Raw genomic sequence first — 24,335 nt, 5'->3', positions numbered from 1 at the left:
AAATCTATAAATATTTATTTAAATGTTTTGAATAGTGTTGTTACTACTTCTATCGGTTCTTCCATTTTTAATAACACTAATGTTTTTGAAACTTCTACCACTTTTATACAAACTTCTGCTTTGGTTCTAGCTACAGTAACTTTATTTCATAATAACACTGTTTCTTTTGAAATATCAAATACTGTAGCTATCTTTATTTCGTTTTCTAAATGCTTTTAACATATCTTTTGCTTCTTTTGTTCCTAATTTTAATGATTTAAATTTTTGTTTTCATAACTCTAATTCTTATCACTCTTCTTCTCTAACTTATGTTCATGATTTCAGTATTGCTGTTAATTCATCAAATATTTTCTTTGCTCCCGCACATAAACCATATATTAACCTTGCAATATTAATTCAAATAGTTCCATAATGAATAAATTTTCCTTCTTAATTAAAATAAAAAAATATAAATCTTTTAAAAATAAAATAATAAGGTTTTAAAAACTATATTAAAATTTAATATTTAATTCTAAACAAAAAATGATAAAATTTATTTATTATTATAAATATAAAAAGAGGTATTATGAAAGTTTTTTTAAACGTATCATTACTGCTATTTCTGTACTTTTATGTATTACAATTATTTGAATTCCTATTCATTTTTTCTTAAAAACTTTAATATATGGAGATAAACGAGAAAATCAAAGAAATTAAAAAAAACATCAATTATGATGTTTTTTTTAATTTTAAATTAATAGTAAAAATATAACTTAAATTACACTTCCAATAAAAAATTATTTATTTTTTCAAAAACAATATTCATATTTAATTTCTTAGGTTTAAAAGAACCATTGTTATTAATTTTCATAAACATTTCTTTATACCACAAAGAAAGTTGTTCATAAAAATCTTTATTTATTTTATCCTTATTTTTAATTGTCATCATCATAATTTCATATCAATTTAAATTCCATTTATATGGCTGAAAACCTTTTAAATCTCATTGTATGCAACATTCAATAATTAAAAAATCAGGAGTTGCAACAAATTCAAAATCATTGTATTTAGTATAACATTTAAATAATGAATTAACATAATGATTTCGTTTTTGCATTTCTAATTCTCATTTACATAAAAGTAAATTAAAGTAGTTGCGTTCCAAATCTAAAAATGGTTGCATTGCCATATTTGTAATTTTTTTATTTAAACAATGATCATACATTAGTAATTCCTTACGTAATGCAGTTAAACTCATATCTGGTGTATAACTAAATAATTCATACGGAATAATTCTCATTATTAATTTTCCATTCTATATTATTTAACTTTTACTTTATTTTGTTCTTTTTTAATTAATTTATTAACTAAAAGTCTAATTCCTTTATACACTTCTAATAATCACATTGGTATTGTTGATAAAGCAATACAAAGTAATCAATCAACTGCACGAAAACCAGCACCAATACCAAAAGCATTGCTAACAACAGGTGCAAAAATAATAAAAGTATTAATAGCAAAAGCACTAATCGCCGCAACTCAAATATATTTATTTTTTCAAGTAATCTTATTAAAAATACTTGTATTAGCACCTGAAACAAAAGAAAATTCATAAAAAACAGGAGCATTAGTCATTATAACAAAAACAAAAACAAAACCTTCACTATTATTTTCATGTAAAATTTGAGGTAAAAAATGAAAAGCTAATAGTAACAAGGTACTTAATATTATACTAACAATACCAATAAATCCTCAACTACCAGTAAGAATTCTATCATTCCGTTTCGTTGGTTTTCTAAGCATTAAATCAGGGTTATTAGGTCCCATTGACATTGGAATTGCAATAACAGATTCAACAATTAAATTAATTCATAAAATTTGAATTGGTTGCAATAATTCATTTCATCCAAAAATAGCACCAATAACAATTGAAAATACTTGGGCCATATTAGTAATTAAAATAAAAATAACAATTCTTTTAATTTTACTGTAAATATTACGCCCTTCTTCAATAGCATCAACAATAGTAGCGAAATTATCATCAGTTAATACTATTTGTGAAGATTCTTTAGCAACATCGGTTCCCGTAATACCCATCGCTACTCCAATATCTGCCGCTTTTAAACTAGGAGCATCATTAACACCATCACCAGTCATCGAAACAACCTTATTATGACTCTGTAATGCTTTAACAATCTTAACTTTATGTTCAGGAGAAACACGTGCAAAAACTCGATATTGATTAATATTAGCATTAAATGATTCTTCTGGAATATCATCAATTGTATTACCACTAAGTGCTTGTGTTTTATTTTCAATCAAACCTAATTCTTGACCAATAGCAACAGCAGTATTTAAATGATCACCAGTAATCATAATTGTATCAATACCTGCTTTTTTAGTTTTAACTAAAGAATCTTTAACTTCGTTTCTTGGCGGATCAATCATTCCAACCAATCCTAAAAAAGTTAAATTACTTTCAATTTCACTAATATTACTATAATCTTTCGTATTATTAACAGTTTTATAACTTGCTCCTAAAACACGTAATGCTGAATTTGACATTTCTTCCATACTTGCAATTATTTCTTTTTTAATTTGTGCAGTTAATACTACCCTTTCGTTATTAATAAGCGTATGAGTACAAATATTAATCATATTATCAACCGCGCCTTTAACAAAAACATAAGTTTCTTTATCGTATTCATTAATTGTTGACATTAATTTACGATTGGAATCAAAAGGTATTTCATGAACTCGAGTATGTTTATCACTAAGTGCCTTTGTTGGAAACTTTAATGTTTCTGATCAATTAATAAGTGCTGCTTCTGTTGGATCACCAATAGTTTTATTTTTACTAACTTCACTATTATTACATAATACTAAACAATCTAAAAATAATTGTTCTTGTTTAGTTTTCTTTTTAAAGTAATTACTATCATTAACTGATTTTGTTAAATAATATTTTTTAACAGTCATTTTATTTTGTGTTAAAGTTCCGGTTTTATCAGAACAAATAATATCAAGTTGACCTAATGTTTCAACAGCAGGTAAATGTTTAACAATAGCATGTTTTTTTGCCATTCTTGAACTTCCCAGTGATAATGAAACAGTGACAATAACTTGCAAACCTTCAGGTATTACTGCTATTGTTAAAGCAATTCCAAAAATTAAAGCATTAATAGCAGGTACTTTAATTAAGAAAAATTGTAGTAAAAACATAGCTAAACCTAATAATAAAGCAAAAACTGAAATTATTCTAATTAAAAAAGACATTTGTCGCGTTAATGGTGATTTAGGTTCTTTTTCTTCTTGTAATAACTTAGTTATTTTTCCAATTTCAGAAGTTTTTGCTGTTGCATAAACTAAACCAAGACCACTACCTGTCGCAATAGAAGTAGACATAAAAGCAAGATTAGTTCTTTCACCAATTGATAATTTTTCTTCAGTTAATGCTTCAGTAGTTTTACTAATCAAGGTTGATTCACCAGTTAAAAGTGATTCATTAGTACGTAAATTATAAGACTGAATAATACGCAGATCAGCAGGTACAAACATTCCCGCATCTAAATAAACCAAATCACCTACCACTAAATCTTTAGCATCAATATCGTATTTATTACCATTACGAATTACTACTGCTTGTGAAGAAACTAATTTCTTTAAAGAGTCCAAAGAAGCTGCAGCTTTTACTTCTTGATAAGTAGCCAAAGTAGCATCAACAATTACAATTAAAAAAACAACTAATGCTTCTTGTCATTGACCAATAACAGTAGCAATAATTGCTAATGCAATTAATACTAAAACAAATGGTTCAATAAAATGTGCTAAAACTATTTTTCAAATTGGCTTTTTTTTCGTAACTGGTAATTGATTAGGTCCTGTTTCTATTAGCAATTGAGCTGCGGCTTCTTCAGTTAAACCTGTAACAAAATTAGTATTTAATTTTTTTGCTAATTCCTTAGTTGTATCATTTCAAATCACAATTATTTAACCCCCTTTTTAAATGTAATCCATCATAATTCCTTTTCAAAATTTTTTATCATTAGATTGTGGGTCTAAAGCAGTTTGTGGTAATTTTTGAATTTTTAACATTTCTTCTTCTGTTAGTTCAAAACCCCCAATATCGGGATTACTAATAATTCGCTCTGGATTAGTTGATTTAGGAATAACTACTTGACCCAATTGTCAAGCTCATCTTAAAGCAATGTGACTAGTAGTAACCTTGTATTTATTTGCTAATTCTTGTAATAATAGTATTTCATCTGCTCTACCACCTAGCATTGTTTTTCATGAAGTAACAGCAATATTATTCTCGTAACAAAAATCTATTGTGTTTTTTTTATTAAAACCAGGATGTGTTTCAATTTGATTAATTGCTGGTTTTATTTTTATTTTTTTTAAAAAATCTTTTAATTGTGAACTATTAAAATTTGAAACACCAATTGCCCTAACTTTACCATATTCATAAAATTCTTCTAAGGCTCTTCAACATTCAAAACTTTGTTTAGTTGGTCAATGAATTAAACATAAATCTAAATAATCTAGTTTTAAACGAGTCAGGATACCACGCAAAGCATCTTTAGTAAGTTCATATTCATGATTGTCATTTCAAATTTTAGAAGTAATAAATAAATCTTCCCTTTTAACTTCTGGATTTTCTGCTAAAAAATCTTTAATTGCATTACCAATTATCTCCTCGTTTTTATAATATTCTGCAGTATCAATAAGACGATAACCATTTTGCAAAGCACAAATTACTGAATTATAAATAGATTTACTATCAACCATTAAATATGTACCTAATCCAAATTGAGGCATTTTGACACCATTATTTAGAGTTATCGTTTTTTGTAAAATTTGTTCTTTTGTAAGTTTTACCATTTGTCTAATATCCTTTCAAACAAAATATTAATTATAACCCGCTGTAAAACGTTTTTTAATAAAAGTTTGTTCTTTAATCTCATTAATAATAGCAATTGCAGCATCACCATAACTAATCTCGCTTTTTCCTTCTTTATTAACAATTAAATGATTGTTACCAATTTTAAATTTACCTAAAGTTGGTAATTCTGGGTCATAGTATAAAGAAGGGCTCAAATATGTTCAATTAATGTCACTGCTACGATAAGTAGCTAATACTTGAACTTGTTGTTGTGCATGTTCTTTTCATGCTTCAGGAAATGCACTTGTTTCTACTAATATTTCATTCTTATCATCTAACAAACTACCAGCACCACCAACAATTAATAACCTTTTAATATTTTGACATTCATGCATGATAGTAATTAAGTTTTTAGCAACTTGCTGATGAATATTTTGGGGATTATCAATAGTAGGGCCGTAAGCACTAATTAAAATATCAACATCATTAACAACCGCTTTAATACTACTTTTATTAGTAAGATCAGCTTTTTTAATGGTCAATCGATTATCATTATTAAGAATTGGCATTTTAATAGGATTTCTAGTAATGGCAACAACTTGATATCCCTGTTTTAAAGCTTCTTTAGTTAAAGCAAGTCCTGATTTTCCTGATGCTCCAATAATTCCAATTTTCATAGTTAATACTCCTTTTCAAACTTAATTTTAACGAAGAGTCAACAATATACTATAGTAATTATAGCATAAGTACACCTTATATTAGGTATTAGTTTGGGCGTTAGTAAATCATAAAATTATGATTTTAATTTATAATATTGCTACTTTTACTCATAAATTTACAATTATATATAATAATTTAAGGCTTTTCTCCCTTTATGTACTATTTTTAATTTTATCACATAAATGCTGAGAAAAGCCTATCTACGGACTTCTCCCCACATTTTTAAATCAAACATAACATTACAGTTTCAAAACTAGGTATATTGTTGAATTTATATGCCGATTCTTTTGCGTATAAATGAACATGATGTTTTTCAACTTTGATATGTGTTTTAAATGTTCGTCTGATGTGCTTTCATGCCGATTCAATCTGGTTTATGTTTACACCAGTTTTTGAAACATAGCAATCTTGATGGTTAACTGTTTCATGCTTAGTGAAAACTGATTTAAAATGGCGATATCCTTTTCAAGAATCAGTATGTACATCACACTTTGAAGAAATGTGGTTTCTTGCAAATTGCAAAAGATTTTTTTGATTTGCATTTTTCAACACTTTCACAATTAAATTATTGGTTGTTTTTTCATAAATCCCAACAATCAAAGTTTTATTTTTTAAGGATCTTCCTTGTTTTTTAAAACCCATATGTGAAAGATACATTTCATCCATTTGCACTATGCCCTCAACAATGAATTGAGGTTCTTGTTTTGCAATTGCACTTCGGATTTTATGACCCATTCTTCAAGCAGTTTTCAAAGTTACTCCCAATTCTTTTGCAACATCAGTTGATGGAATTCCATGTTTGGTGTTTATTCATCTAAAGATGAGATAAAACCAAGATGTCAAAGGTGTTTGTGACTTGTAAAAATGGTGTCATGAAGAATACTAAATGTTTGATGACATTTAAAACATCTTATTCTTCTTAAATAAGAAGTATTCAAATTTGTTCAAGAACACCTCATACATTTGTTTTCCTTCAAACTTGCTATATATTTCAAACAATCTTTTTCTGTTTGAAATATATTGTTGAACTCATTCAATTTCATTGTTTCCTCCACAAGTACATGTGGGGAGAAGTCCGTAATTTAATTACAAAAATATTTTTAAAAAAAATAAAAAAAATGATATTATTAATAATAATTTATTAAATGTTCATTGCTAATATAGATATTTTTTTTAATTTTCAAAAAAACTCTTGATGAAATAAAAAAAATCATCAACCCGGCCTAAAATTTGATTTTATTTAATTTTGGGATTTATTTTTTTTACAAATTGAAATATAATGCTTCAGATTTTGCATAAGGTGATATTTTATAATGTTGGTATTTAAATTTTCATAAATTGAGGTAATTTTGAATATTGGTAAATCCAATGCCATGATAATGAGTAATAAATTCTTTTAAACTTGATTGTATTTTACTGATATTACTTAAATTTTTATAATTTAATTCTTTATTTTCTTTTGATTTAAATTTCTTGAGAGTACATTTTGTTTGTTTAGCTACTGTATCATATAGTATTTGCATATCACAAACTATAATTGATTTTTCTTCGATAAGATTAGATGTTAAATTTTCTTGTACTCATTTTTTTGTTAATCTTTTAGTATTTGTTGTTTGAGCATAAATATTTTTATTTTCATCAATTGCCATTTCAATACAACAGTTTAAATCTTTAGCATTTTCTTCAATTCATTTTTTTCTTGGATCATCTGGATTTTTGAAATTTCCTTTATGAATTTCTTTGATAAAAGTTTCATCAATTTCAATTCTACCTTTTAATTTTGTGAATGGTTTTTGTGTTTTTGCTAATTGTGATGATTTCATAAATTTTTGACGATTAAATCATGCTGATGTTTTTGAAATTTTAGCAAATTGAGAAATAGTATAAGCAGATTGACCTAACAATGACAATCAAATTATTCAATCTCATTGTTCATGAGATAAATGACTTCAATGTAAAAAATGATTTCTTAAAGCATCAAAGCTACTTTTACAATCTTTGCATAAATATTTTTGCTTATTATTCTTAAAACCATTTTTGACACATCAATAAGATTTACAATTTGGACATTGAATTCCTTTTTCTTTAAATTTTTTATCAATTGCATCTAATTTTTCTTTTTTCTCAATTTGTTTAATTCTATTTTTAAAATGTCTAATAATTTTTATAAATTCTTCATCTTTTTTGTTTTTTAAAACATCAATTAATTCATTATTAGTCACAAAAAATCACCCCTGATATAAAAATATTACTTTTAATTTAAAATTAAAAGTAATATCAAGATTTTTTTGTGAAAATTAAAAGATATTTTTATCTATATTAGTTTTTTTAATTCTTTAATTGTAAAATTAAAAAGGACACTTATATAAAAATTAAATTGTGTTAGTTCTATAATTAAGAAAAGAAAGGAATTAGCGCAATGTATAAGTATCTTTTAATTTTCAAAAAAACTCTTGATGAAATAAAAAAAATCATCAACCTGGCCTAAAATTTGATTTTATTTAATTTTGGGATTTATTTTTTTTACAAACTGAAATATAATGCTTCAGATTTTGCATAAGGTGATATTTTATAATGTTGGTATTTAAATTTTCATAAATTGAGGTAATTTTGAATATTGGTAAATCCAATGCCATGATAATGAGTAATAAATTCTTTTAAACTTGATTGTATTTTACTGATATTACTTAAATTTTTATAATTTAATTCTTTATTTTCTTTTGATTTAAATTTCTTGAGAGTACATTTTGTTTGTTTAGCTACTGTATCATATAGTATTTGCATATCACAAACTATAATTGATTTTTCTTCGATAAGATTAGATGTTAAATTTTCTTGTACTCATTTTTTTGTTAATCTTTTAGTATTTGTTGTTTGAGCATAAATATTTTTATTTTCATCAATTGCCATTTCAATACAACAGTTTAAATCTTTAGCATTTTCTTCAATTCATTTTTTTCTTGGATCATCTGGATTTTTGAAATTTCCTTTATGAATTTCTTTGATAAAAGTTTCATCAATTTCAATTCTACCTTTTAATTTTGTGAATGGTTTTTGTGTTTTTGCTAATTGTGATGATTTCATAAATTTTTGACGATTAAATCATGCTGATGTTTTTGAAATTTTAGCAAATTGAGAAATAGTATAAGCAGATTGACCTAACAATGACAATCAAATTATTCAATCTCATTGTTCATGAGATAAATGACTTCAATGTAAAAAATGATTTCTTAAAGCATCAAAGCTACTTTTACAATCTTTGCATAAATATTTTTGCTTATTATTCTTAAAACCATTTTTTACACATCAATAAGATTTACAATTTGGACATTGAATTCCTTTTTCTTTAAATTTTTTATCAATTGCATCTAATTTTTCTTTTTTCTCAATTTGTTTAATTCTATTTTTAAAATGTCTAATAATTTTTATAAATTCTTCATCTTTTTTGTTTTTTAAAACATCAATTAATTCATTATTAGTCACAAAAAATCACCCCCGATATAAAAATATTACTTTTAATTTAAAATTAAAAGTAATATCAAGATTTTTTGTGAAAATTAAAATAAGTATCTGAGTATTGAATCAATAATAGCAATAAAAGAATATAAAAATTATGGATTTTCGATTCGTAAAATAGCAAAAATTGTTGATTATAGTAAATCAACTGTACATAGAGTTTGTAGATTATTAAATAAAAACTTATTGCCATTAGAAATATTGAATCAATTTCAAAAAAATAAACAAAATGCAGGCAGAAAATTAATAATTTTAACTTTAATAGAAATTAATAGTATTAATCATTTGGGGGTGAGTAAAGTTAATAGTTATAATTTAATTTTCTTTAAATAAAAGACAACATTAAATTATTTAATTGTATTTACATTATATACTATTTTATATTATTTTACAAGTTTTTTAGTGTATACATTTTAATTATTTTAAAACTAAAATTCCTAACTATTTAGGTTTAAGATTTATTAAATTTTTAAAATATTAAAGTAAAAGATTTAATTTATTAATTCTTGCTGAATTAATTATAAGCATATTATTAAGTACTTTATCATTATAAATTTTAGCACCATATCCTTTTAAAGATTTAACAAGATGTGATACATCACTTTCAGCACAAACACCTTGATTTCAATTTTATTTTTGATTTATAACACCTTCTGTATTATTTTTAAAATATTTATATATTTGTTCATCAACTTTATTTTCTTTTAAAAAATTTAATAATTGATAATATTCACCATTAACAAATAAATCATATGCATTTGTTAATTTTTTATTATCTATTTTTCTATTAAAAATAAATCCTTTTTTAAGTGCTTTAAATGCATGATGTCTATCAATTACATAAGGAATATTTTCATTTTTAGCAGTAGTTTTAATTCAAGGTGCACCATCACCAATAAATACTAAACTACTTTTATTATAAATATATTGTAAATCAAGAAATTCATAAATTTTATTAATAAATTCTTGTTTTTTAATTCTTTGACCATTTTTAGTTTTCATATAAGTAATTTTTTTATCTTTTAAAACATTTCTATTTTTAGTAGATTTTTCTTTTAATTTTCACAAAAAATCTTGATATTACTTTTAATTTAAAATTAAAAGTAATATTTTTATATCAGGGGTGATTTTTTGTGACTAATAATGAATTAATTGATGTTTTAAAAAACAAAAAAGATGAAGAATTTATAAAAATTATTAGACATTTTAAAAATAGAATTAAACAAATTGAGAAAAAAGAAAAATTAGATGCAATTGATAAAAAATTTAAAGAAAAAGGAATTCAATGTCCAAATTGTAAATCTTATTGATGTGTAAAAAATGGTTTTAAGAATAATAAGCAAAAATATTTATGCAAAGATTGTAAAAGTAGCTTTGATGCTTTAAGAAATATTTTTTTACATTGAAGTCATTTATCTCATGAACAATGAGATTGAATAATTTGATTGTCATTGTTAGGTCAATCTGCTTATACTATTTCTCAATTTGCTAAAATTTCAAAAACATCAGCATGATTTAATCGTCAAAAATTTATGAAATCATCACAATTAGCAAAAAAACAAAAACCATTCACAAAATTAAAAGGTAGAATTGAAATTGATGAAACTTTTATCAAAGAAATTCATAAAGGAAATTTCAAAAATACAGATGATCCAAGAAAAAAATGAATTGAAGAAAATGCTAAAGATTTAAACTGTTGTATTGAAATGGCAATTGATGAAAATAAAAATATTTATGCTCAAACAACAAATACTAAAAGATTAACAAAAAAATGAGTACAAGAAAATTTAACATCTAAGCTTATCGAAGAAAAATCAATTATAGTTTGTGATATGCAAATACTATATGATACAGTAGCTAAACAAACAAAATGTACTCTCAAGAAATTTAAATCAAAAGAAAATAAAGAATTAAATTATAAAAATTTAAGTAATATCAGTAAAATACAATCAAGTTTAAAAGAATTTATTACTCATTATCATGGCATTGGATTTACCAATATTCAACATTACCTCAATTTATGAAAATTTAAATACCAACATTATAAAATATCACCTTATGCAAAATCTGAAGCATTATATTTCAGTTTGTAAAAAAAATAAATCCCAAAATTAAATAAAATCAAATTTTAGGCCAGGTTGATGATTTTTTTTATTTCATCAAGAGTTTTTTTGAAAATTAAAAGATTTTTCTAAATCTTTACCTTTATTTGCGCTAATTGTACGAATACGATTTTTTTGTTTTTTATTATTAAATAATGATGAAATAAAACAATCATCCATATTTACAAATAATTTTTCATTTGATAAAACTACTTTTTTCTCTTTTATTTTTTCAACATTTATTACTGCATTTTTCATTACATTAGTAATATATGTTTTTGAAAAATTACTATTTTTTATAGTATCTTGTACATCAGATTGTCTTTTACCATTACCTGAATTTTTTATTATTGTATGTTCTAAACTAGTAAGTGTTCTTTTTCTTTTTTTAAGTTTTATATAATCATCTAAAGGATAATAATATTTATTAGTTTCTAATATTAAATAACCTCTACGATAAAAATTATTTATTTTACCATATTGAGTATTTGGACTTCTTTTTGCTGTTTTAACATATTTATATTTAGTTTTATCATATATATTTTGATGTCAAAAATCATCATATGCTTTTAATAGATTTGTGAAATAATTTAAACCATTATTTTTAATTTGATTATCAAGTTCATCATAATTAAGTTCATTATTAAGAAAATTCATAAGACTTGGTGCAAAACCTTTAATTTTAACAATTTAACGATTATTATTAATATTAAAGGTGATAGTTATTATGTTGAAAAAATATAAAGATGATCCAGAATTTTATAGTTTAGTCGGCATAAAGCCACAAACATTTTATAAAATGCTTGAAATTTTAAAAATTGCTGAGTCTAAACAAAAATATTATGGTGGTAGAAAAAATAAAATTGTAATTGAAGAGCGTTTATTAATGACTTTAGAATATTGAAAAGACTATAGTAGTTATAGAGTTATTGCAAAAAGATATAATATTAGTCATACTAGTTGCATTCGTAATATTTTTTGAATTGAAAATATTTTAATAAAAAGCGGAATTTTTAATTTACCTGGAAAAAAAGATTTAACAAAAAATAAAGGTACTAATAATAATTTGTTAGCTATTGATGCTACTGAAACTCCAATTGAAAGAATTAAAAAAAACTAAAATTACTTTTTTCAGGTAAAAATAAACATCATTCTCTCAAATCCCAAATAATTATTGATATTTCCAATGGAAAAATTATTTCAACTGATTTTTGTTTTGGAAGCATTCATGATTTTAAATTGCTTCTAAAATCTAAAACTTTTATTCATCCAGAAAAAAAAGTTTTTGTTGATTCAGGTTATCAAGGTATACAAAATATTCATAAAAATACATTTTTGCCATTTAAAAAAAGTAAATACAATCAATTAACACCAATTCAAAAAGAATACAATAAAACTTTAAGTAAAATTAGAATTAAAATTGAACACGTATTTGCTAAACTAAAACGTTTTAAAATTTTAAGTTTAAAATATCGCAATAAAATACGAAGATTTGCATTAAGATTTAATTTAATAGCAGGAATATATAATTTTGAATTACCTTAGTTTTGCACCAAGTCTATAATATTATTTCCTTTCTTAATTTATGATTTTTATTATAGTAATTTTAGAAAAAAAGTTTGGAAATATGATAATTGTAAAATGATATAATTAAAGGCTTTTCTCCCTTTATGTACAATTAAAATTTTATCACATAAATGTTTAGAAAAGCCTACATACGGATTTCTCCCCACATTTTTATTAAATCAAACACAACAATGTTGTTTCAAAACTGGGGTTTTTGTTGAATTTATATGCAGATTCTTTGGCATATAAATGCACATGCTGTTTTGAAACTCTGATATGTGTTCTGAAAGTTCGCCGAATATGTTTTCATACTGATTCAATTTGATTTGTATTTACACCATTCTTTGAAACATAACTATTTTGATGGTTCACTGTTTCATGTTTAGGAAAAAACAATTTGAAATCGCGATATCCTCTTCAAGAATCAGTATATACTTGGCATTGTGAAGAAATGTGTTTTTGTGCAAACTGCAAAAGATTTTTTCTGTTTGCATTTTTCATCACTTTCACAATTAGGTTGTTCGTTGTTTTTTCATAAATACCAACAATCAGTGTTTTATTCATCAAGGATCTTCCTTGTTTCTTGGCACCTATATGTGAAAGATACATTTCATCAATCTGTACTATGCCTCCCACAATGAATTCATGTTCTTGTTTGGCGATACGCTTTCTGATTTCATGACCCATTCTCCAAGCTGTTTTCAAGGTCACTCCCAATTCTTTTGCAACATCTGTTGATGGAATTCCATGTTTGGTATTTATTCATCGAAAAATGAGATAAAACCAAGATGTCAAAGGAATTTGTGACCTTGAAAAAATGGTTCCAGAGAGGATACTGAATGTTTGATTACATTTCAAGCATCTTACTCTTTTTAAATCAGAAGTATTCAAAGTAGAACTATAGCACCGTATGCATTTGGTTTCTTTCAACATTGCTATATATTCAAGACATTGTTGTTCGGTTTGAAAAACGTTGTTGAACTCATTAAATTTCATTTGTTCCTCCCACGCGTACATGTGGGGAGAAATCCGTAATTAAATATATATGTTTTAAAATAAGGTGATAATATGCCAGCAAAAAGAAAATAATTAGGAAATTATAAAGAAAAAATAAATGAATATTTTAGAGATAATAAAAATGTTCCAACAAGAATGACAAAAACTGGTTTAAATTTAGCATTAGGAATTGATAGAAAATATATATTTGATTGCCGACGCTACCAGACAAAATGACAACAAAAATTTTTAAAAGATTATGATAAAGCATGTCAAAAAATTGCTAATTATTTATTAAGAAGTACTATGCAAGACCCAAAGTATCAATGAGAATATTTAAGAAAATGTCATCCAGAAGAATTTTTTAATTTTCACAAAAAATCTTGATATTACTTTTAATTTAAAATTAAAAGTAATATTTTTATATCAGGGGTGATTTTTTGTGACTAATAATGAATTAATTGATGTTTTAAAAAACAAAAAAGATGAAGAATTTATAAAAATTATTAGACATTTTAAAAATAGAATTAAACAAATTGAGAAAAAAGAAAAATTAGATGCAATTGATAAAAAATTTAAAGAAAAAGGAATTCAATGTCCAAATTGTAAATCTTATTGATGTGTAAAAAATGGTTTTAAGAATAATAAGCAAAAATATTTATGCAAAGATTGTAAAAGTAGCTTTGATGCTTTAAGAAATCATTTTTTACATTGAAGTCATTTATCTCATGAACAATGAGGTTGAATAATTTGATTGTCATTGTTAGGTCAATCTGCTTATACTATTTCTCAATTTGCTAAAATTTCAAAAACATCAGCATGATTTAATCGTCAAAAATTTATGAAATCATCACAATTAGCAAAAACACAAAAACCATTCACAAAATTAAAAGGTAGAATTGAAATTGATGAAACTTTTATCAAAGAAATTCATAAAGGAAATTTCAAAAATCCAGATGATCCAAGAAAAAAATGAATTGAAGAAAATGCTAAAGATTTAAACTGTTGTATTGAAATGGCAATTGATGAAAATAAAAATATTTATGCTCAAACAACAAATACTAAAAGATTAACAAAAAAATGAGTACAAGAAAATTTAACATCTAAGCTTATCGAAGAAAAATCAATTATAGTTTGTGATATGCAAATACTATATGATACAGTAGCTAAACAAACAAAATGTACTCTCAAGAAATTTAAATCAAAAGAAAATAAAGAATTAAATTATAAAAATTTAAGTAATATCAGTAAAATACAATCAAGTTTAAAAGAATTGATTACTCATTATCATGGCATTGGATTTACCAATATTCAAAATTAACTCAATTTATGAAAATTTAAATACCAACATTATAAAATATCACCTTATGCAAAATCTGAAGCATTATATTTCAGTTTGTAAAAAAAAATAAATCCCAAAATTAAATAAAATCAAATTTTAGGCCAGGTTGATGATTTTTTTTATTTCATCAAGAGTTTTTTTGAAAATTAAAAGAAGAATTTGATTATTTACAAGAAAATTATCAAGATAATACCACTAAAAATAATATAATTATTAATATTTGTTAACCAAGAAAAATAGAAAATAATGATTAGAAACCTATAATAAATATAGGTTTTTTTTCTTTATTTTAAAGGGTAAAAATAATATAATTTAATAAAGCGATTATGTTATTTTTAACATAAGTTACAAGGGATTATCAAAAAAGCGATTATTAAACAAGGGAGTATTTTTATGTCTAATTTTGAAGTTAAAGAAAAAAAAGAAACTTATTCTTTTGAAGAATTACAAGAAACTTTAAAACAACAAAGAAATGTTGTATATGATCAAGCAAAAGATGAATTTCTTAAAAAAGAATTAGAACCTAAATTAAGTGAATATGAAACTAAAATAAAAGAATATGAAAATAAAATTAATAGTTTTGAAGAGCAACAATTATTTTCTAATATTAAAGATACTAAAAAAGTAAATTTAATTAAAAATTTAATGAGTACTGATAATTATAAATATTTATCTAAACAAGAAGCATTTACTAAAATAAATGAAGATTATAAAGAGTTTTTAATTGATAAAACATTAGAACCTATTAAACAAGAAAATAAATTTAATTCAAATGATTTTAATCCTAAAACTCTTTTAGATTTACATACAAATAGTATTAATCCAGAAGAATTAGAAAGAAAATTAAATGAAAAAGCAAAAACTACAGGTATTACTGATGTTAATGAATTAGAAAAACTTGTAAATTTAGCAAGAGGAAATGCACTTCAATCTTTTAATTTTCAAAAAAACTCTTGATGAAATAAAAAAAATCATCAACCTGGCCTAAAATTTGATTTTATTTAATTTTGGGATTTATTTTTTTTACAAACTGAAATATAATGCTTCAGATTTTGCATAAGGTGATATTTTATAATGTTGGTATTTAAATTTTCATAAATTGAGGTAATTTTGAATATTGGTAAATCCAATGCCATGATAATGAGTAATAAATTCTTTTAAACTTGATTGTATTTTACTGATATTACTTAAATTTTTATAATTTAATTCTTTATTTTCTTTTGATTTAAATTTCTTGAGAGTACATTTGGTTTGTTTAGCTACTGTATCATATAGTATTTGCATATCACAAACTATAATTGATTTTTCTTCGATAAGCTTAGATGTTAAATTTTCTTGTACTCATTTTTTTGTTAATCTTTTAGTATTTGTTGTTTGAGCATAAATATTTTTATTTTCATCAATTGCCATTTCAATACAACAGTTTAAATCTTTAGCATTTTCTTCAATTCATTTTTTTCTTGGATCATCTGGATTTTTGAAATTTCCTTTATGAATTTCTTTGATAAAAGTTTCATCAATTTCAATTCTACCTTTTAATTTTGTGAATGGTTTTTGTGTTTTTGCTAATTGTGATGATTTCATAAATTTTTGACGATTAAATCATGCTGATGTTTTTGAAATTTTAGCAAATTGAGAAATAGTATAAGCGGATTGACCTAACAATGACAATCAAATTATTCAATCTCATTGTTCATGAGATAAATGACTTCAATGTAAAAAATGATTTCTTAAAGCATCAAAGCTACTTTTACAATCTTTGCATAAATATTTTTGCTTATTATTCTTAAAACCATTTTTTACACATCAATAAGATTTACAATTCGGACATTGAATTCCTTTTTCTTTAAATTTTTTATCAATTGCATCTAATTTTTCTTTTTTCTCAATTTGTTTAATTCTATTTTTAAAATGTCTAATAATTTTTATAAATTCTTCATCTTTTTTGTTTTTTAAAACATCAATTAATTCATTATTAGTCACAAAAAATCACCCCTGATATAAAAATATTACTTTTAATTTAAAATTAAAAGTAATATCAAGATTTTTTGTGAAAATTAAAACTTCAATCTATTAAATAGAAAGAGGATAAAATGGCAATTCCACAAATACCTAAAGCATTTATTATTGGCGGTAATTCTCCTACTGAAAATGCTGTTTTAAGTGTACTTGAAGCACAAGTACGTGGTGAATTAACTGCTGAATTAAGTACTTTATTTATGAGAAATACTGTTACTGCTGACCAAATAGCAAATATTAGTGGTGTAGCAATGGCAATTTATAGAGCAACTGTTCGTGTATTATGAGGTTCAACATGAGATGAATTTACTGGTACAAAAAGACAAAAAGGAATAGTTAAAACAACAACATTAATTATTGATAAAGAATTAACAATTGATTTTAATATTCCAGAATTTGATATTGAAAGATTTATGACTTCATCAGCAAATGTAGCAACACAAATTGTTTCAAATTGAACAAGTTCATTTATGAGAAATTTAAGAGAAAATTTTGAATTAATATTTTTACAAGGTACAAAAGATTATGCAATTGCTAAATCATTAGTATTACCTTTAAATTTAAATAATATGACTAAAGAACAAGCATTAAATGCTTATTATACAATTGGAGAAAAAAATAATAAATTCATTAAAAAAGTAGATGATATTACAGTTGGTATTAATAAAGTAGATTTAACTGGTGCTTGTGGTATTGATAGTATTTTTAATATTGCAAAAGCATTTACATTATTAAATTATGGTCAAATTGCTGCAAATACTTTAGCAACTGGTAAAAGATATACAAATCAAATTATGGGAATGGAATTTTATGAAAGTTTTTATTTAGAACAAAATTTTATTCATGATACTCTTTCTGGTATGCATTTAGAAAAAGATTATAAATTATTAGATTTATTTGGAGTAATTTATAATCGCTATATGTGAGGTATGCCTATTTCATTTACAAAAGTAAGAAATAAATTAGATAATGCTACAGATAATATTCGTATTATTGGTAAAGCATTATATTCATTACCAGCAGCAATAAGACCTAATTTAATGTATATTATTCAAGAAAAAATGCCAACAGTAGATGAAATTAAAGAAGCAAGAGCAAAAAATTATAAAATTGATGCAACTAATATTAATGCTACTTATCAAAGTACTGATTATGATAATATGAATATTTTAGATTTACAAGATGTAATTTATTATAAAAATTTAGGAAAAATTACTATGGCTGGTGATATTCCTGCTAATGCTGAATTAGATACTGCAATAGTTAAAGTTGGTAATAATGGTTTTGAATCAACTAAAGCAACATATAGTAATATAACTGATAAAAGTGCTACTATGACTGGTAATAAAACTGATTATTATGGAACAGTAAAATTAAGTTTTACAAAGGCATAATATTATGACTTATATTTATGATATTTTTAATAATAAATCACATATTATTATAAATTCACCAAAACCAGAAGATTTAAATAGTTAAAAAGATATATTAGCAATATTACTTTATGAATTTCCAACTTTAAATCCAAATTATGTTATTGTATCAAATCCACATGAAAGTTTTGCTGTTTGTGTTGGAGATAATGTTAATTAAAAAGGTAAAATACTTATTCAAATTAAAAAAGTTACTAAATTATTAAAAGGAGAAAATAAACATGCCACAACAACATGTTGAGACTACACAATTGAGTAATTATACTTTATTAAAATTAATAAGAATTGGAATACCACCATTAAGTGCAATGATAGGTACAAGTGCTTATTATGGTCAATTAATAGGTAATCCGGTATTAGGAAGTATAAATGCTTTATTATTTTCGAAAAAATTAGCAATTGATATATGAAATTTAAATCAAATTCCTAGTATTAAAACTAAATTACTTAATAGTTCTAAAAAAATATTACTAGGTTTAGGAACAATTGGTTTAGTTAACTATTCAAAGTTTGTTACAAATGATATTAACCCTAATCCAACTGAAAGTCCAATAACTACCACAGTAAACCCTTTTCCAGATTTATTATTAAGTAATACTAGTATTACTAATAATTATTTAATGGATTGAGATACTTATATTTCATTAAATACTTATGGTATTTCAAATCTTATTAGCGGACTAACTGAGTTAATAACTAATAAATTTGAAGCAATAAGAAAGATTTGTAATATGGCTAATGGTGGTTGTTTAATTTCAAGTGGTGTAGCAATGGGTATTAATAATGATTTTAATAATGCTTATGCAATTCCTACTATTGTTGCTGGTGCAAGTGAAATTATTCATAATTTATTACCTATGGAAACTACAAATCATATTGAAGAAATGCAAGAAACACCATTTAATAATGAAACTGCAAGATTAATTAATGATAATACAAGTCAATATGGTAGTGATAATCTAAGCGAAGTACCATTAAATCATGATAATGCTTCACTAAATTGAGATTATAATCATATGAGTTTATAATGTTACCTTTAATTATTGAATGAATATATTATGCTTTAGCAACTAATGATATTAAATTAGCATTAATAAATGCTTTAAAAACTTATTATAAAAATCAATCATTAAAAGCAGTATTTGATAGTGAAAATGTTAATGAAAATGAAATACATCAACCTTATTCATTTTTAAATCCAAATATACTTAAAAAATTAGCAAGTATATTAAAACCAAGTGAATTAAGTATACTTCAACATGAAATTAATAAATTTAAAAATCCAATAAATAGTTTTAAAAAATCTATTATGCCAACAGAAATTAGAACAGTTAAAAATTATGTAAATAAATTTGATAATTTATTTAAAGAAAATGAAGAAGAAATACCAAATAATGCATGGGAAGTATTATCAAGTTCATGATTTAAAAAAGGAAGATTTATTGTTGATAATAAGAATTTAAAAATTGGAACTTTAACAACATTATTTCAAAGCGATAATGATAAAAAACAAATATGATATGGTCCTTATACTTATCCAACATTTCCACAAGAAATATGAATATTAATTACACAAGCAAAAGGTAAAAATGGTACTGGTGCAGGAACAATATTTTGAAAATTTTGAAATAGAAAATGATTACCAAGTCAATTAAGAAAATATGTTAAAAGTGAATTAGCAAAAAAAGGTAAATGTTATGGTTCACAAGATACTAAAGTAATTTATCCAAATAATATTAATGTACAAAAAACTATGAATTTTATTAATAGATTAGAAAAAGGATTTTTTAAATTAAAAGAATATAAAACTTTATCTAAAAATGAAATTGGAAGTAATCAATGAAGATATGAAAGAAAATAATTATTAAAAAATTCTTTACATACAAATAAATATATAAAAATTAAAAGAAATTATAATTTTTATAAAACATGAAAGTAGGTGATAATTATTATTGAATTAGATAAACCAATTAAACCAATTGGTATATGAAATACTATTAATCCTATATCAAAAGATAATAAAGAATATAAAAGATTAAATAAAATTTGATTTAATAAAAATAGTACTCATATTGATAAAATTAAAATTTTAATATCAAATATTTTAAAAATAACAAGTCATATTATTGGTATGTTAATAACATTATTTTTTACAATAACACCTTGATTAATACCTAAAATACCAATATCAATGGGAATAGGTAATTAGACTTGGTGCAAAACCTTTAATTTTAACAATTTAACGATTATTATTAATATTAAAGGTGATAGTTATTATGTTGAAAAAATATAAAGATGATCAAGAATTTTATAGTTTAGTCGGCATAAAGCCACAAACATTTTATAAAATGCTTGAAATTTTAAAAATTGCTGAGTCTAAACAAAAATATTATGGTGGTAGAAAAAATAAAATTGTAATTGAAGAGCGTTTATTAATGACTTTAGAATATTGAAAAGACTATAGTAGTTATAGAGTGATTGCAAAAAGATATAATATTAGTCATACTAGTTGCATTCGTAATATTTTTTGAATTGAAAATATTTTAATAAAAAGCGGAATTTTTAATTTACCTGGAAAAAAATATTTAACAAAAAATAAAGGTACTAATAATAATTTGTTAGCTATTGATGCTACTGAAACTCCAATTGAAAGAATTAAAAAAAACTAAAATTACTTTTTTCAGGTAAAAAGAAACATCATTCTCTCAAATCCCAAATAATTATTGATATTTCCAATGGAAAAATTATTTCAACTGCTTTTTGTTTTGGAAGCATTCATTATTTTAAATTGCTTCTAAAATCTAAAACTTTTATTCATCCAGAAAAAAAAGTTTTTGTTGATTCAGGTTATCAATGTATACAAAATATTCATAAAAATACATTTTTGCCATTTAAAAAAAGTAAATACAATCCATTAACACCAATTCAAAAACAATACAATAAAACTTTAAGTAAAATTAGAATTAAAATTGAACACGTATTTGCTAAACTAAAACGTTTTAAAATTTTAAGTTTAAAATATCGCAATAAAATACGAAGATTTGCATTAAGATTTAATTTAATAGCAGGAATATATAATTTTGAATTACCTTAGTTTTGCACCAAGTCTATTATACTAATCAATATAATTTTACTTGACCAGACCATTTAATATTAACTTTATTTCCTATGTTTGATCATATTGGATTAAATTTAATAACTAAATTAGGTAATTATGGAAAATTAATTAAATATGCATTAATAACAATAACAATTATTATTACAAGTCCTTATTTAATATATCAATATAAAGAAATTAAAAAACATAAAAAAGAATGTCATTTATGTAAACAACATTCAAATAAAATACAATTGGAGGAATAAAAAATGAATTTTTCAATAGAATTAATATCGGCAGTAATGGGAGGAGCTGTTGCTAGTGGAATATCTATTACTTTAGCATTTCTATTATTTGGAAAATTAATTAAAAAATCAAAACAATCAAATTTAGCAAAAGAATTAAAACGTAATAAAGAATTAGAATTTATTACAGCAAATATTAAACAATTAAATACTCATTTACAATTAGAAACTACATCAACTGCTAAATTACTTAATAGTTTTAATGTAGATAAAGAACAAGTAGATAATTTTTTTAATTTTCACAAAAAATCTTGATATTACTTTTAATTTTAGGCTTTTATCCCTTTATGTACTATTTTTAAATTTTATCACATAAATGGAGATAAAAGCCTACCTAGGAAATTATCCCCGCATGTATTTAAATCAAACACAAAATTACAGTTTCAAAACTAGGTATGTTATTGAATTTATATGCTGATTCTTTTGCATATAAATGAATATTGTGCTTTGAAACTCTTATGTGTGTTCGGAAAGTTCGTCGGATGTGCTTTCATGCTGATTCAATCTGGTTTGTGTTTACACCTGTTGGTGACACATACCCAACTTCATGATTTGCGATTTCATGTTTGGGATAGAAGTTTTTGAAACTTACATATCCCTTCCAAGAATCCGTAAATAGACAGCACTCAGTAAAAATGTGTTTCAATGCAAATCTTAAAAGGTTTTTTTCATCTGCATTTTTCAGCACCTTCACAATTAGTTTGTTGCTGGTTTTCTCATAAACTCCAACAATCAAAGTTTTATTCAACAAGGATCTTCCTTGTTTTTTAAAACCTAAATGTGAAAGATACATTTCATCCATCTGTGCTGTGCCATCAACAATGAAACCTGCATCTTGATTTCCAATTCTAGTCCTGATTTCATGACACATTCTTCAAGCTGTTTTATAGGTCACACCCAATTCCCTTGCAACATCGGTTGCTGGTATGCCATGCTTTGTGTTTATTCATCTAAAGATGAGATAAAACCAAGATGTCATTTGGGTCTGTGACTTATAAAAAATGGTTCCATAAAGAATACTAAATGTTTGGTTACAGTTCAAACATCGTATTCTTCTCAAATCAGAAGTATTCAAACTAGAAGAAGCACACCTGATGCATTTCATTATTTTCAACTTCGCTATATATTTCAAACAATCGTTTTCAGTTTGAAATATGCTATTGAATTCATTTCAATTCATTTTTTCCTCCACACTAGTACATGTGGGGATAATTTCCTAATTTTAAATTAAAAGTAATATTTTTATATCAGGGGTGATTTTTTGTGACTAATAATAGACTTGGTGCAAAACCTTTAATTTTAACAATTTAACGATTATTATTAATATTAAAGGTGATAGTTATTATGTTGAAAAAATATAAAGATGATCAAGAATTTTATAGTTTAGTCGGCATAAAGCCACAAACATTTTATAAAATGCTTGAAATTTTAAAAATTGCTGAGTCTAAACAAAAATACGGACTTCTCCCCACATGTACTTGTGGAGGAAACAATGAAATTGAATGAGTTCAACAATATATTTCAAACAGAAAAAGATTGTTTGAAATATATAGCAAGTTTGAAGGAAAACAAATGTATGAGGTGTTCTTGAACAAATTTGAATACTTCTGATTTAAGAAGAATAAGATGTTTGAAATGTCATCAAACATTTAGTATTCTTCATGACACCATTTTTTACAAGTCACAAACACCTTTGACATCTTGGTTTTATCTCATCTTTAGATGAATAAACACCAAACATGGAATTCCATCAACTGATGTTGCAAAAGAATTGGGAGTAACTTTGAAAACTGCTTGAAGAATGGGTCATAAAATCCGAAGTGCAATTGCAAAACAAGAACCTCAATTCATTGTTGAGGGCATAGTGCAAATGGATGAAATGTATCTTTCACATATGGGTTTTAAAAAACAAGGAAGATCCTTAAAAAATAAAACTTTGATTGTTGGGATTTATGAAAAAACAACCAATAATTTAATTGTGAAAGTGTTGAAAAATGCAAATCAAAAAAATCTTTTGCAATTTGCAAGAAACCACATTTCTTCAAAGTGTGATGTACATACTGATTCTTGAAAAGGATATCGCCATTTTAAATCAGTTTTCACTAAGCATGAAACAGTTAACCATCAAGATGGCTATGTTTCAAAAACTGGTGTAAACATAAACCAGATTGAATCGGCATGAAAGCACATCAGACGAACATTTAAAACACATATCAAAGTTGAAAAACATCATGTTCATTTATACGCAAAAGAATCGGCATATAAATTCAACAATATACCTAGTTTTGAAACTGTAATGTTATGTTTGATTTAAAAATGTGGGGAGAAGTCCGTAGATAGGCTTTTCTCAGCATTTATGTGATAAAATTTAAAAA

General features: G+C 24.0%; 29 protein-coding genes and 1 pseudogene. 17 read left to right on the top strand and 13 right to left on the bottom strand.

The annotated features are described in order from the left end of the window. Positions 1-757: 757 nt before the first annotated feature. From AAHM78_RS01730 to AAHM78_RS01695, 8 genes are all read right to left on the bottom strand, one after another. Positions 758-1,279, bottom strand: coding sequence for a hypothetical protein (locus AAHM78_RS01730; RefSeq protein WP_342254158.1), 522 nt, complete (start codon positions 1,277-1,279; stop codon positions 758-760). Between the two features lie 20 nt (positions 1,280-1,299). Beyond that, positions 1,300-3,963 carry a cation-translocating P-type ATPase gene (locus AAHM78_RS01725; RefSeq protein WP_342254157.1) on the bottom strand — a complete coding sequence of 888 codons (2,664 nt, stop codon included), beginning with the start codon at positions 3,961-3,963 and terminating at the stop codon, positions 1,300-1,302. A gap of 18 nt (positions 3,964-3,981) precedes the next feature. Beyond that, entirely contained in the window at positions 3,982-4,863 is an 882-nt protein-coding gene (locus AAHM78_RS01720; RefSeq protein ID WP_342254156.1) for an aldo/keto reductase, read from the bottom strand. 27 nt (positions 4,864-4,890) lie between these two features. Beyond that, entirely contained in the window at positions 4,891-5,541 is a 651-nt protein-coding gene (locus AAHM78_RS01715; RefSeq protein ID WP_342254155.1) for an NAD(P)-dependent oxidoreductase, read from the bottom strand. Between the two features lie 265 nt (positions 5,542-5,806). Next, the gene (locus AAHM78_RS01710; RefSeq protein WP_342254154.1) at positions 5,807-6,427 is read right to left on the bottom strand and encodes an IS1595 family transposase; all 621 of its coding nucleotides are present in this window, start codon (positions 6,425-6,427) and stop codon (positions 5,807-5,809) included. Next, positions 6,391-6,627: a hypothetical protein gene (locus AAHM78_RS01705; protein WP_342254153.1), complete on the bottom strand. Its 237-nt coding sequence runs from the start codon at positions 6,625-6,627 to the stop codon at positions 6,391-6,393. The genes AAHM78_RS01710 and AAHM78_RS01705 overlap by 37 nt, the downstream gene beginning before the upstream one ends. A gap of 219 nt (positions 6,628-6,846) precedes the next feature. After that, positions 6,847-7,806 (bottom strand): IS1595 family transposase, encoded by a 960-nt coding sequence (locus tag AAHM78_RS01700; RefSeq protein ID WP_342254152.1) that lies wholly within the window; start codon positions 7,804-7,806, stop codon positions 6,847-6,849. 301 nt (positions 7,807-8,107) lie between these two features. Beyond that, positions 8,108-9,067, bottom strand: a complete 960-nt coding sequence (locus tag AAHM78_RS01695) for an IS1595 family transposase (RefSeq protein WP_342252992.1) — start codon at positions 9,065-9,067, stop codon at positions 8,108-8,110. 87 nt (positions 9,068-9,154) lie between these two features. On the opposite strand from AAHM78_RS01695, the pseudogene AAHM78_RS16585 reads away from it, so the two are divergent. Further along, a pseudogene (locus AAHM78_RS16585) lies at positions 9,155-9,421 on the top strand (helix-turn-helix domain-containing protein); the annotation flags it as partial. A 309-nt stretch (positions 9,422-9,730) separates the two neighbouring features. On the opposite strand, the gene AAHM78_RS01685 reads toward AAHM78_RS16585, so the two are convergent. Next, positions 9,731-10,168: a hypothetical protein gene (locus tag AAHM78_RS01685; RefSeq protein WP_342254150.1), complete on the bottom strand. Its 438-nt coding sequence runs from the start codon at positions 10,166-10,168 to the stop codon at positions 9,731-9,733. Positions 10,169-10,233: 65 nt separating this feature from the next. Here AAHM78_RS01685 and AAHM78_RS01680 point away from each other — a divergent pair, with 65 nt between their 5' ends. Beyond that, positions 10,234-11,193 carry an IS1/IS1595 family N-terminal zinc-binding domain-containing protein gene (locus tag AAHM78_RS01680; protein ID WP_342254149.1) on the top strand — a complete coding sequence of 320 codons (960 nt, stop codon included), beginning with the start codon at positions 10,234-10,236 and terminating at the stop codon, positions 11,191-11,193. Between the two features lie 18 nt (positions 11,194-11,211). Here AAHM78_RS01680 and AAHM78_RS01675 read toward each other — a convergent pair whose 3' ends face one another. Continuing rightward, complete coding sequence (locus tag AAHM78_RS01675) at positions 11,212-11,859, bottom strand: UPF0236 family transposase-like protein (RefSeq protein WP_342254148.1); 648 nt, start codon at positions 11,857-11,859, stop codon at positions 11,212-11,214. Between the two features lie 70 nt (positions 11,860-11,929). On the opposite strand from AAHM78_RS01675, the gene AAHM78_RS01670 reads away from it, so the two are divergent. Together AAHM78_RS01670 and AAHM78_RS01665 are read left to right on the top strand one after the other, a co-directional pair. Beyond that, positions 11,930-12,322, top strand: coding sequence for a transposase family protein (locus AAHM78_RS01670; RefSeq protein ID WP_342253640.1), 393 nt, complete (start codon positions 11,930-11,932; stop codon positions 12,320-12,322). Positions 12,323-12,372: 50 nt separating this feature from the next. After that, positions 12,373-12,747, top strand: coding sequence for a transposase family protein (locus AAHM78_RS01665; protein ID WP_342254977.1), 375 nt, complete (start codon positions 12,373-12,375; stop codon positions 12,745-12,747). A 195-nt stretch (positions 12,748-12,942) separates the two neighbouring features. Here AAHM78_RS01665 and AAHM78_RS01660 read toward each other — a convergent pair whose 3' ends face one another. After that, complete coding sequence (locus AAHM78_RS01660) at positions 12,943-13,764, bottom strand: IS1595 family transposase (RefSeq protein ID WP_342254147.1); 822 nt, start codon at positions 13,762-13,764, stop codon at positions 12,943-12,945. 156 nt (positions 13,765-13,920) lie between these two features. Here AAHM78_RS01660 and AAHM78_RS01655 point away from each other — a divergent pair, with 156 nt between their 5' ends. From AAHM78_RS01655 to AAHM78_RS01645, 3 genes are all read left to right on the top strand, one after another. Further along, positions 13,921-14,163, top strand: a complete 243-nt coding sequence (locus tag AAHM78_RS01655; RefSeq protein ID WP_342254146.1) for a hypothetical protein — start codon at positions 13,921-13,923, stop codon at positions 14,161-14,163. A 43-nt stretch (positions 14,164-14,206) separates the two neighbouring features. After that, complete coding sequence (locus tag AAHM78_RS01650; protein ID WP_342254145.1) at positions 14,207-15,085, top strand: IS1/IS1595 family N-terminal zinc-binding domain-containing protein; 879 nt, start codon at positions 14,207-14,209, stop codon at positions 15,083-15,085. Positions 15,086-15,499: 414 nt separating this feature from the next. Continuing rightward, entirely contained in the window at positions 15,500-16,111 is a 612-nt protein-coding gene (locus tag AAHM78_RS01645) for a hypothetical protein (RefSeq protein WP_342254144.1), read from the top strand. A gap of 18 nt (positions 16,112-16,129) precedes the next feature. Here the strand turns inward: AAHM78_RS01645 and AAHM78_RS01640 are convergent, their stop codons facing one another. Beyond that, positions 16,130-17,089 carry an IS1595 family transposase gene (locus AAHM78_RS01640; RefSeq protein WP_342252847.1) on the bottom strand — a complete coding sequence of 320 codons (960 nt, stop codon included), beginning with the start codon at positions 17,087-17,089 and terminating at the stop codon, positions 16,130-16,132. 110 nt (positions 17,090-17,199) lie between these two features. Between AAHM78_RS01640 and AAHM78_RS01635 the strand changes: the two genes are divergently transcribed. From AAHM78_RS01635 to AAHM78_RS01600, 8 genes are all read left to right on the top strand, one after another. Beyond that, on the top strand, positions 17,200-18,519 hold the full coding sequence (locus AAHM78_RS01635) for a hypothetical protein (RefSeq protein ID WP_342254143.1): 1,320 nt from the start codon (positions 17,200-17,202) through the stop codon (positions 18,517-18,519). 260 nt (positions 18,520-18,779) lie between these two features. Beyond that, positions 18,780-19,586, top strand: coding sequence for a hypothetical protein (locus tag AAHM78_RS01630; RefSeq protein WP_342254142.1), 807 nt, complete (start codon positions 18,780-18,782; stop codon positions 19,584-19,586). Next, a complete protein-coding gene (locus AAHM78_RS01625) occupies positions 19,586-20,419 on the top strand; it encodes a hypothetical protein (RefSeq protein WP_342254141.1) in 834 nt (277 codons plus the stop codon). The genes AAHM78_RS01630 and AAHM78_RS01625 overlap by 1 nt, the downstream gene beginning before the upstream one ends. Positions 20,420-20,497: 78 nt before the next feature. Beyond that, the gene (locus AAHM78_RS01620) at positions 20,498-20,767 is read left to right on the top strand and encodes a hypothetical protein (RefSeq protein ID WP_342254140.1); all 270 of its coding nucleotides are present in this window, start codon (positions 20,498-20,500) and stop codon (positions 20,765-20,767) included. Between the two features lie 67 nt (positions 20,768-20,834). Then, entirely contained in the window at positions 20,835-21,227 is a 393-nt protein-coding gene (locus tag AAHM78_RS01615; RefSeq protein WP_342253189.1) for a transposase family protein, read from the top strand. 50 nt (positions 21,228-21,277) lie between these two features. Then, complete coding sequence (locus tag AAHM78_RS01610; protein ID WP_342254976.1) at positions 21,278-21,652, top strand: transposase family protein; 375 nt, start codon at positions 21,278-21,280, stop codon at positions 21,650-21,652. A 2-nt stretch (positions 21,653-21,654) separates the two neighbouring features. Further along, positions 21,655-21,921 carry a hypothetical protein gene (locus AAHM78_RS01605; RefSeq protein ID WP_342254139.1) on the top strand — a complete coding sequence of 89 codons (267 nt, stop codon included), beginning with the start codon at positions 21,655-21,657 and terminating at the stop codon, positions 21,919-21,921. Positions 21,922-21,924: 3 nt separating this feature from the next. After that, a complete protein-coding gene (locus AAHM78_RS01600) occupies positions 21,925-22,227 on the top strand; it encodes a hypothetical protein (RefSeq protein ID WP_342254138.1) in 303 nt (100 codons plus the stop codon). A gap of 91 nt (positions 22,228-22,318) precedes the next feature. On the opposite strand, the gene AAHM78_RS01595 is transcribed toward AAHM78_RS01600, so the two are convergent. Next, complete coding sequence (locus AAHM78_RS01595; RefSeq protein WP_342254137.1) at positions 22,319-23,035, bottom strand: IS1595 family transposase; 717 nt, start codon at positions 23,033-23,035, stop codon at positions 22,319-22,321. Between the two features lie 269 nt (positions 23,036-23,304). Between AAHM78_RS01595 and AAHM78_RS01590 the strand changes: the two genes are divergently transcribed. Next, positions 23,305-23,613, top strand: coding sequence for a hypothetical protein (locus tag AAHM78_RS01590; RefSeq protein ID WP_342254136.1), 309 nt, complete (start codon positions 23,305-23,307; stop codon positions 23,611-23,613). Continuing rightward, the gene (locus tag AAHM78_RS01585; RefSeq protein WP_342254975.1) at positions 23,537-24,274 is read left to right on the top strand and encodes an IS1595 family transposase; all 738 of its coding nucleotides are present in this window, start codon (positions 23,537-23,539) and stop codon (positions 24,272-24,274) included. The genes AAHM78_RS01590 and AAHM78_RS01585 overlap by 77 nt, the downstream gene beginning before the upstream one ends. Positions 24,275-24,335: the final 61 nt, after the last annotated feature.

The organism is Spiroplasma endosymbiont of Zeiraphera isertana, assembly GCF_964030805.1.
Taxonomy (GTDB): Bacteria; Bacillota_I; Bacilli_A; order Mycoplasmatales; family VBWQ01; genus Spiroplasma_E.
Note: the sequence above shows the minus strand (reverse complement) of the source record. Positions and strands in the feature narration are given on the sequence as shown.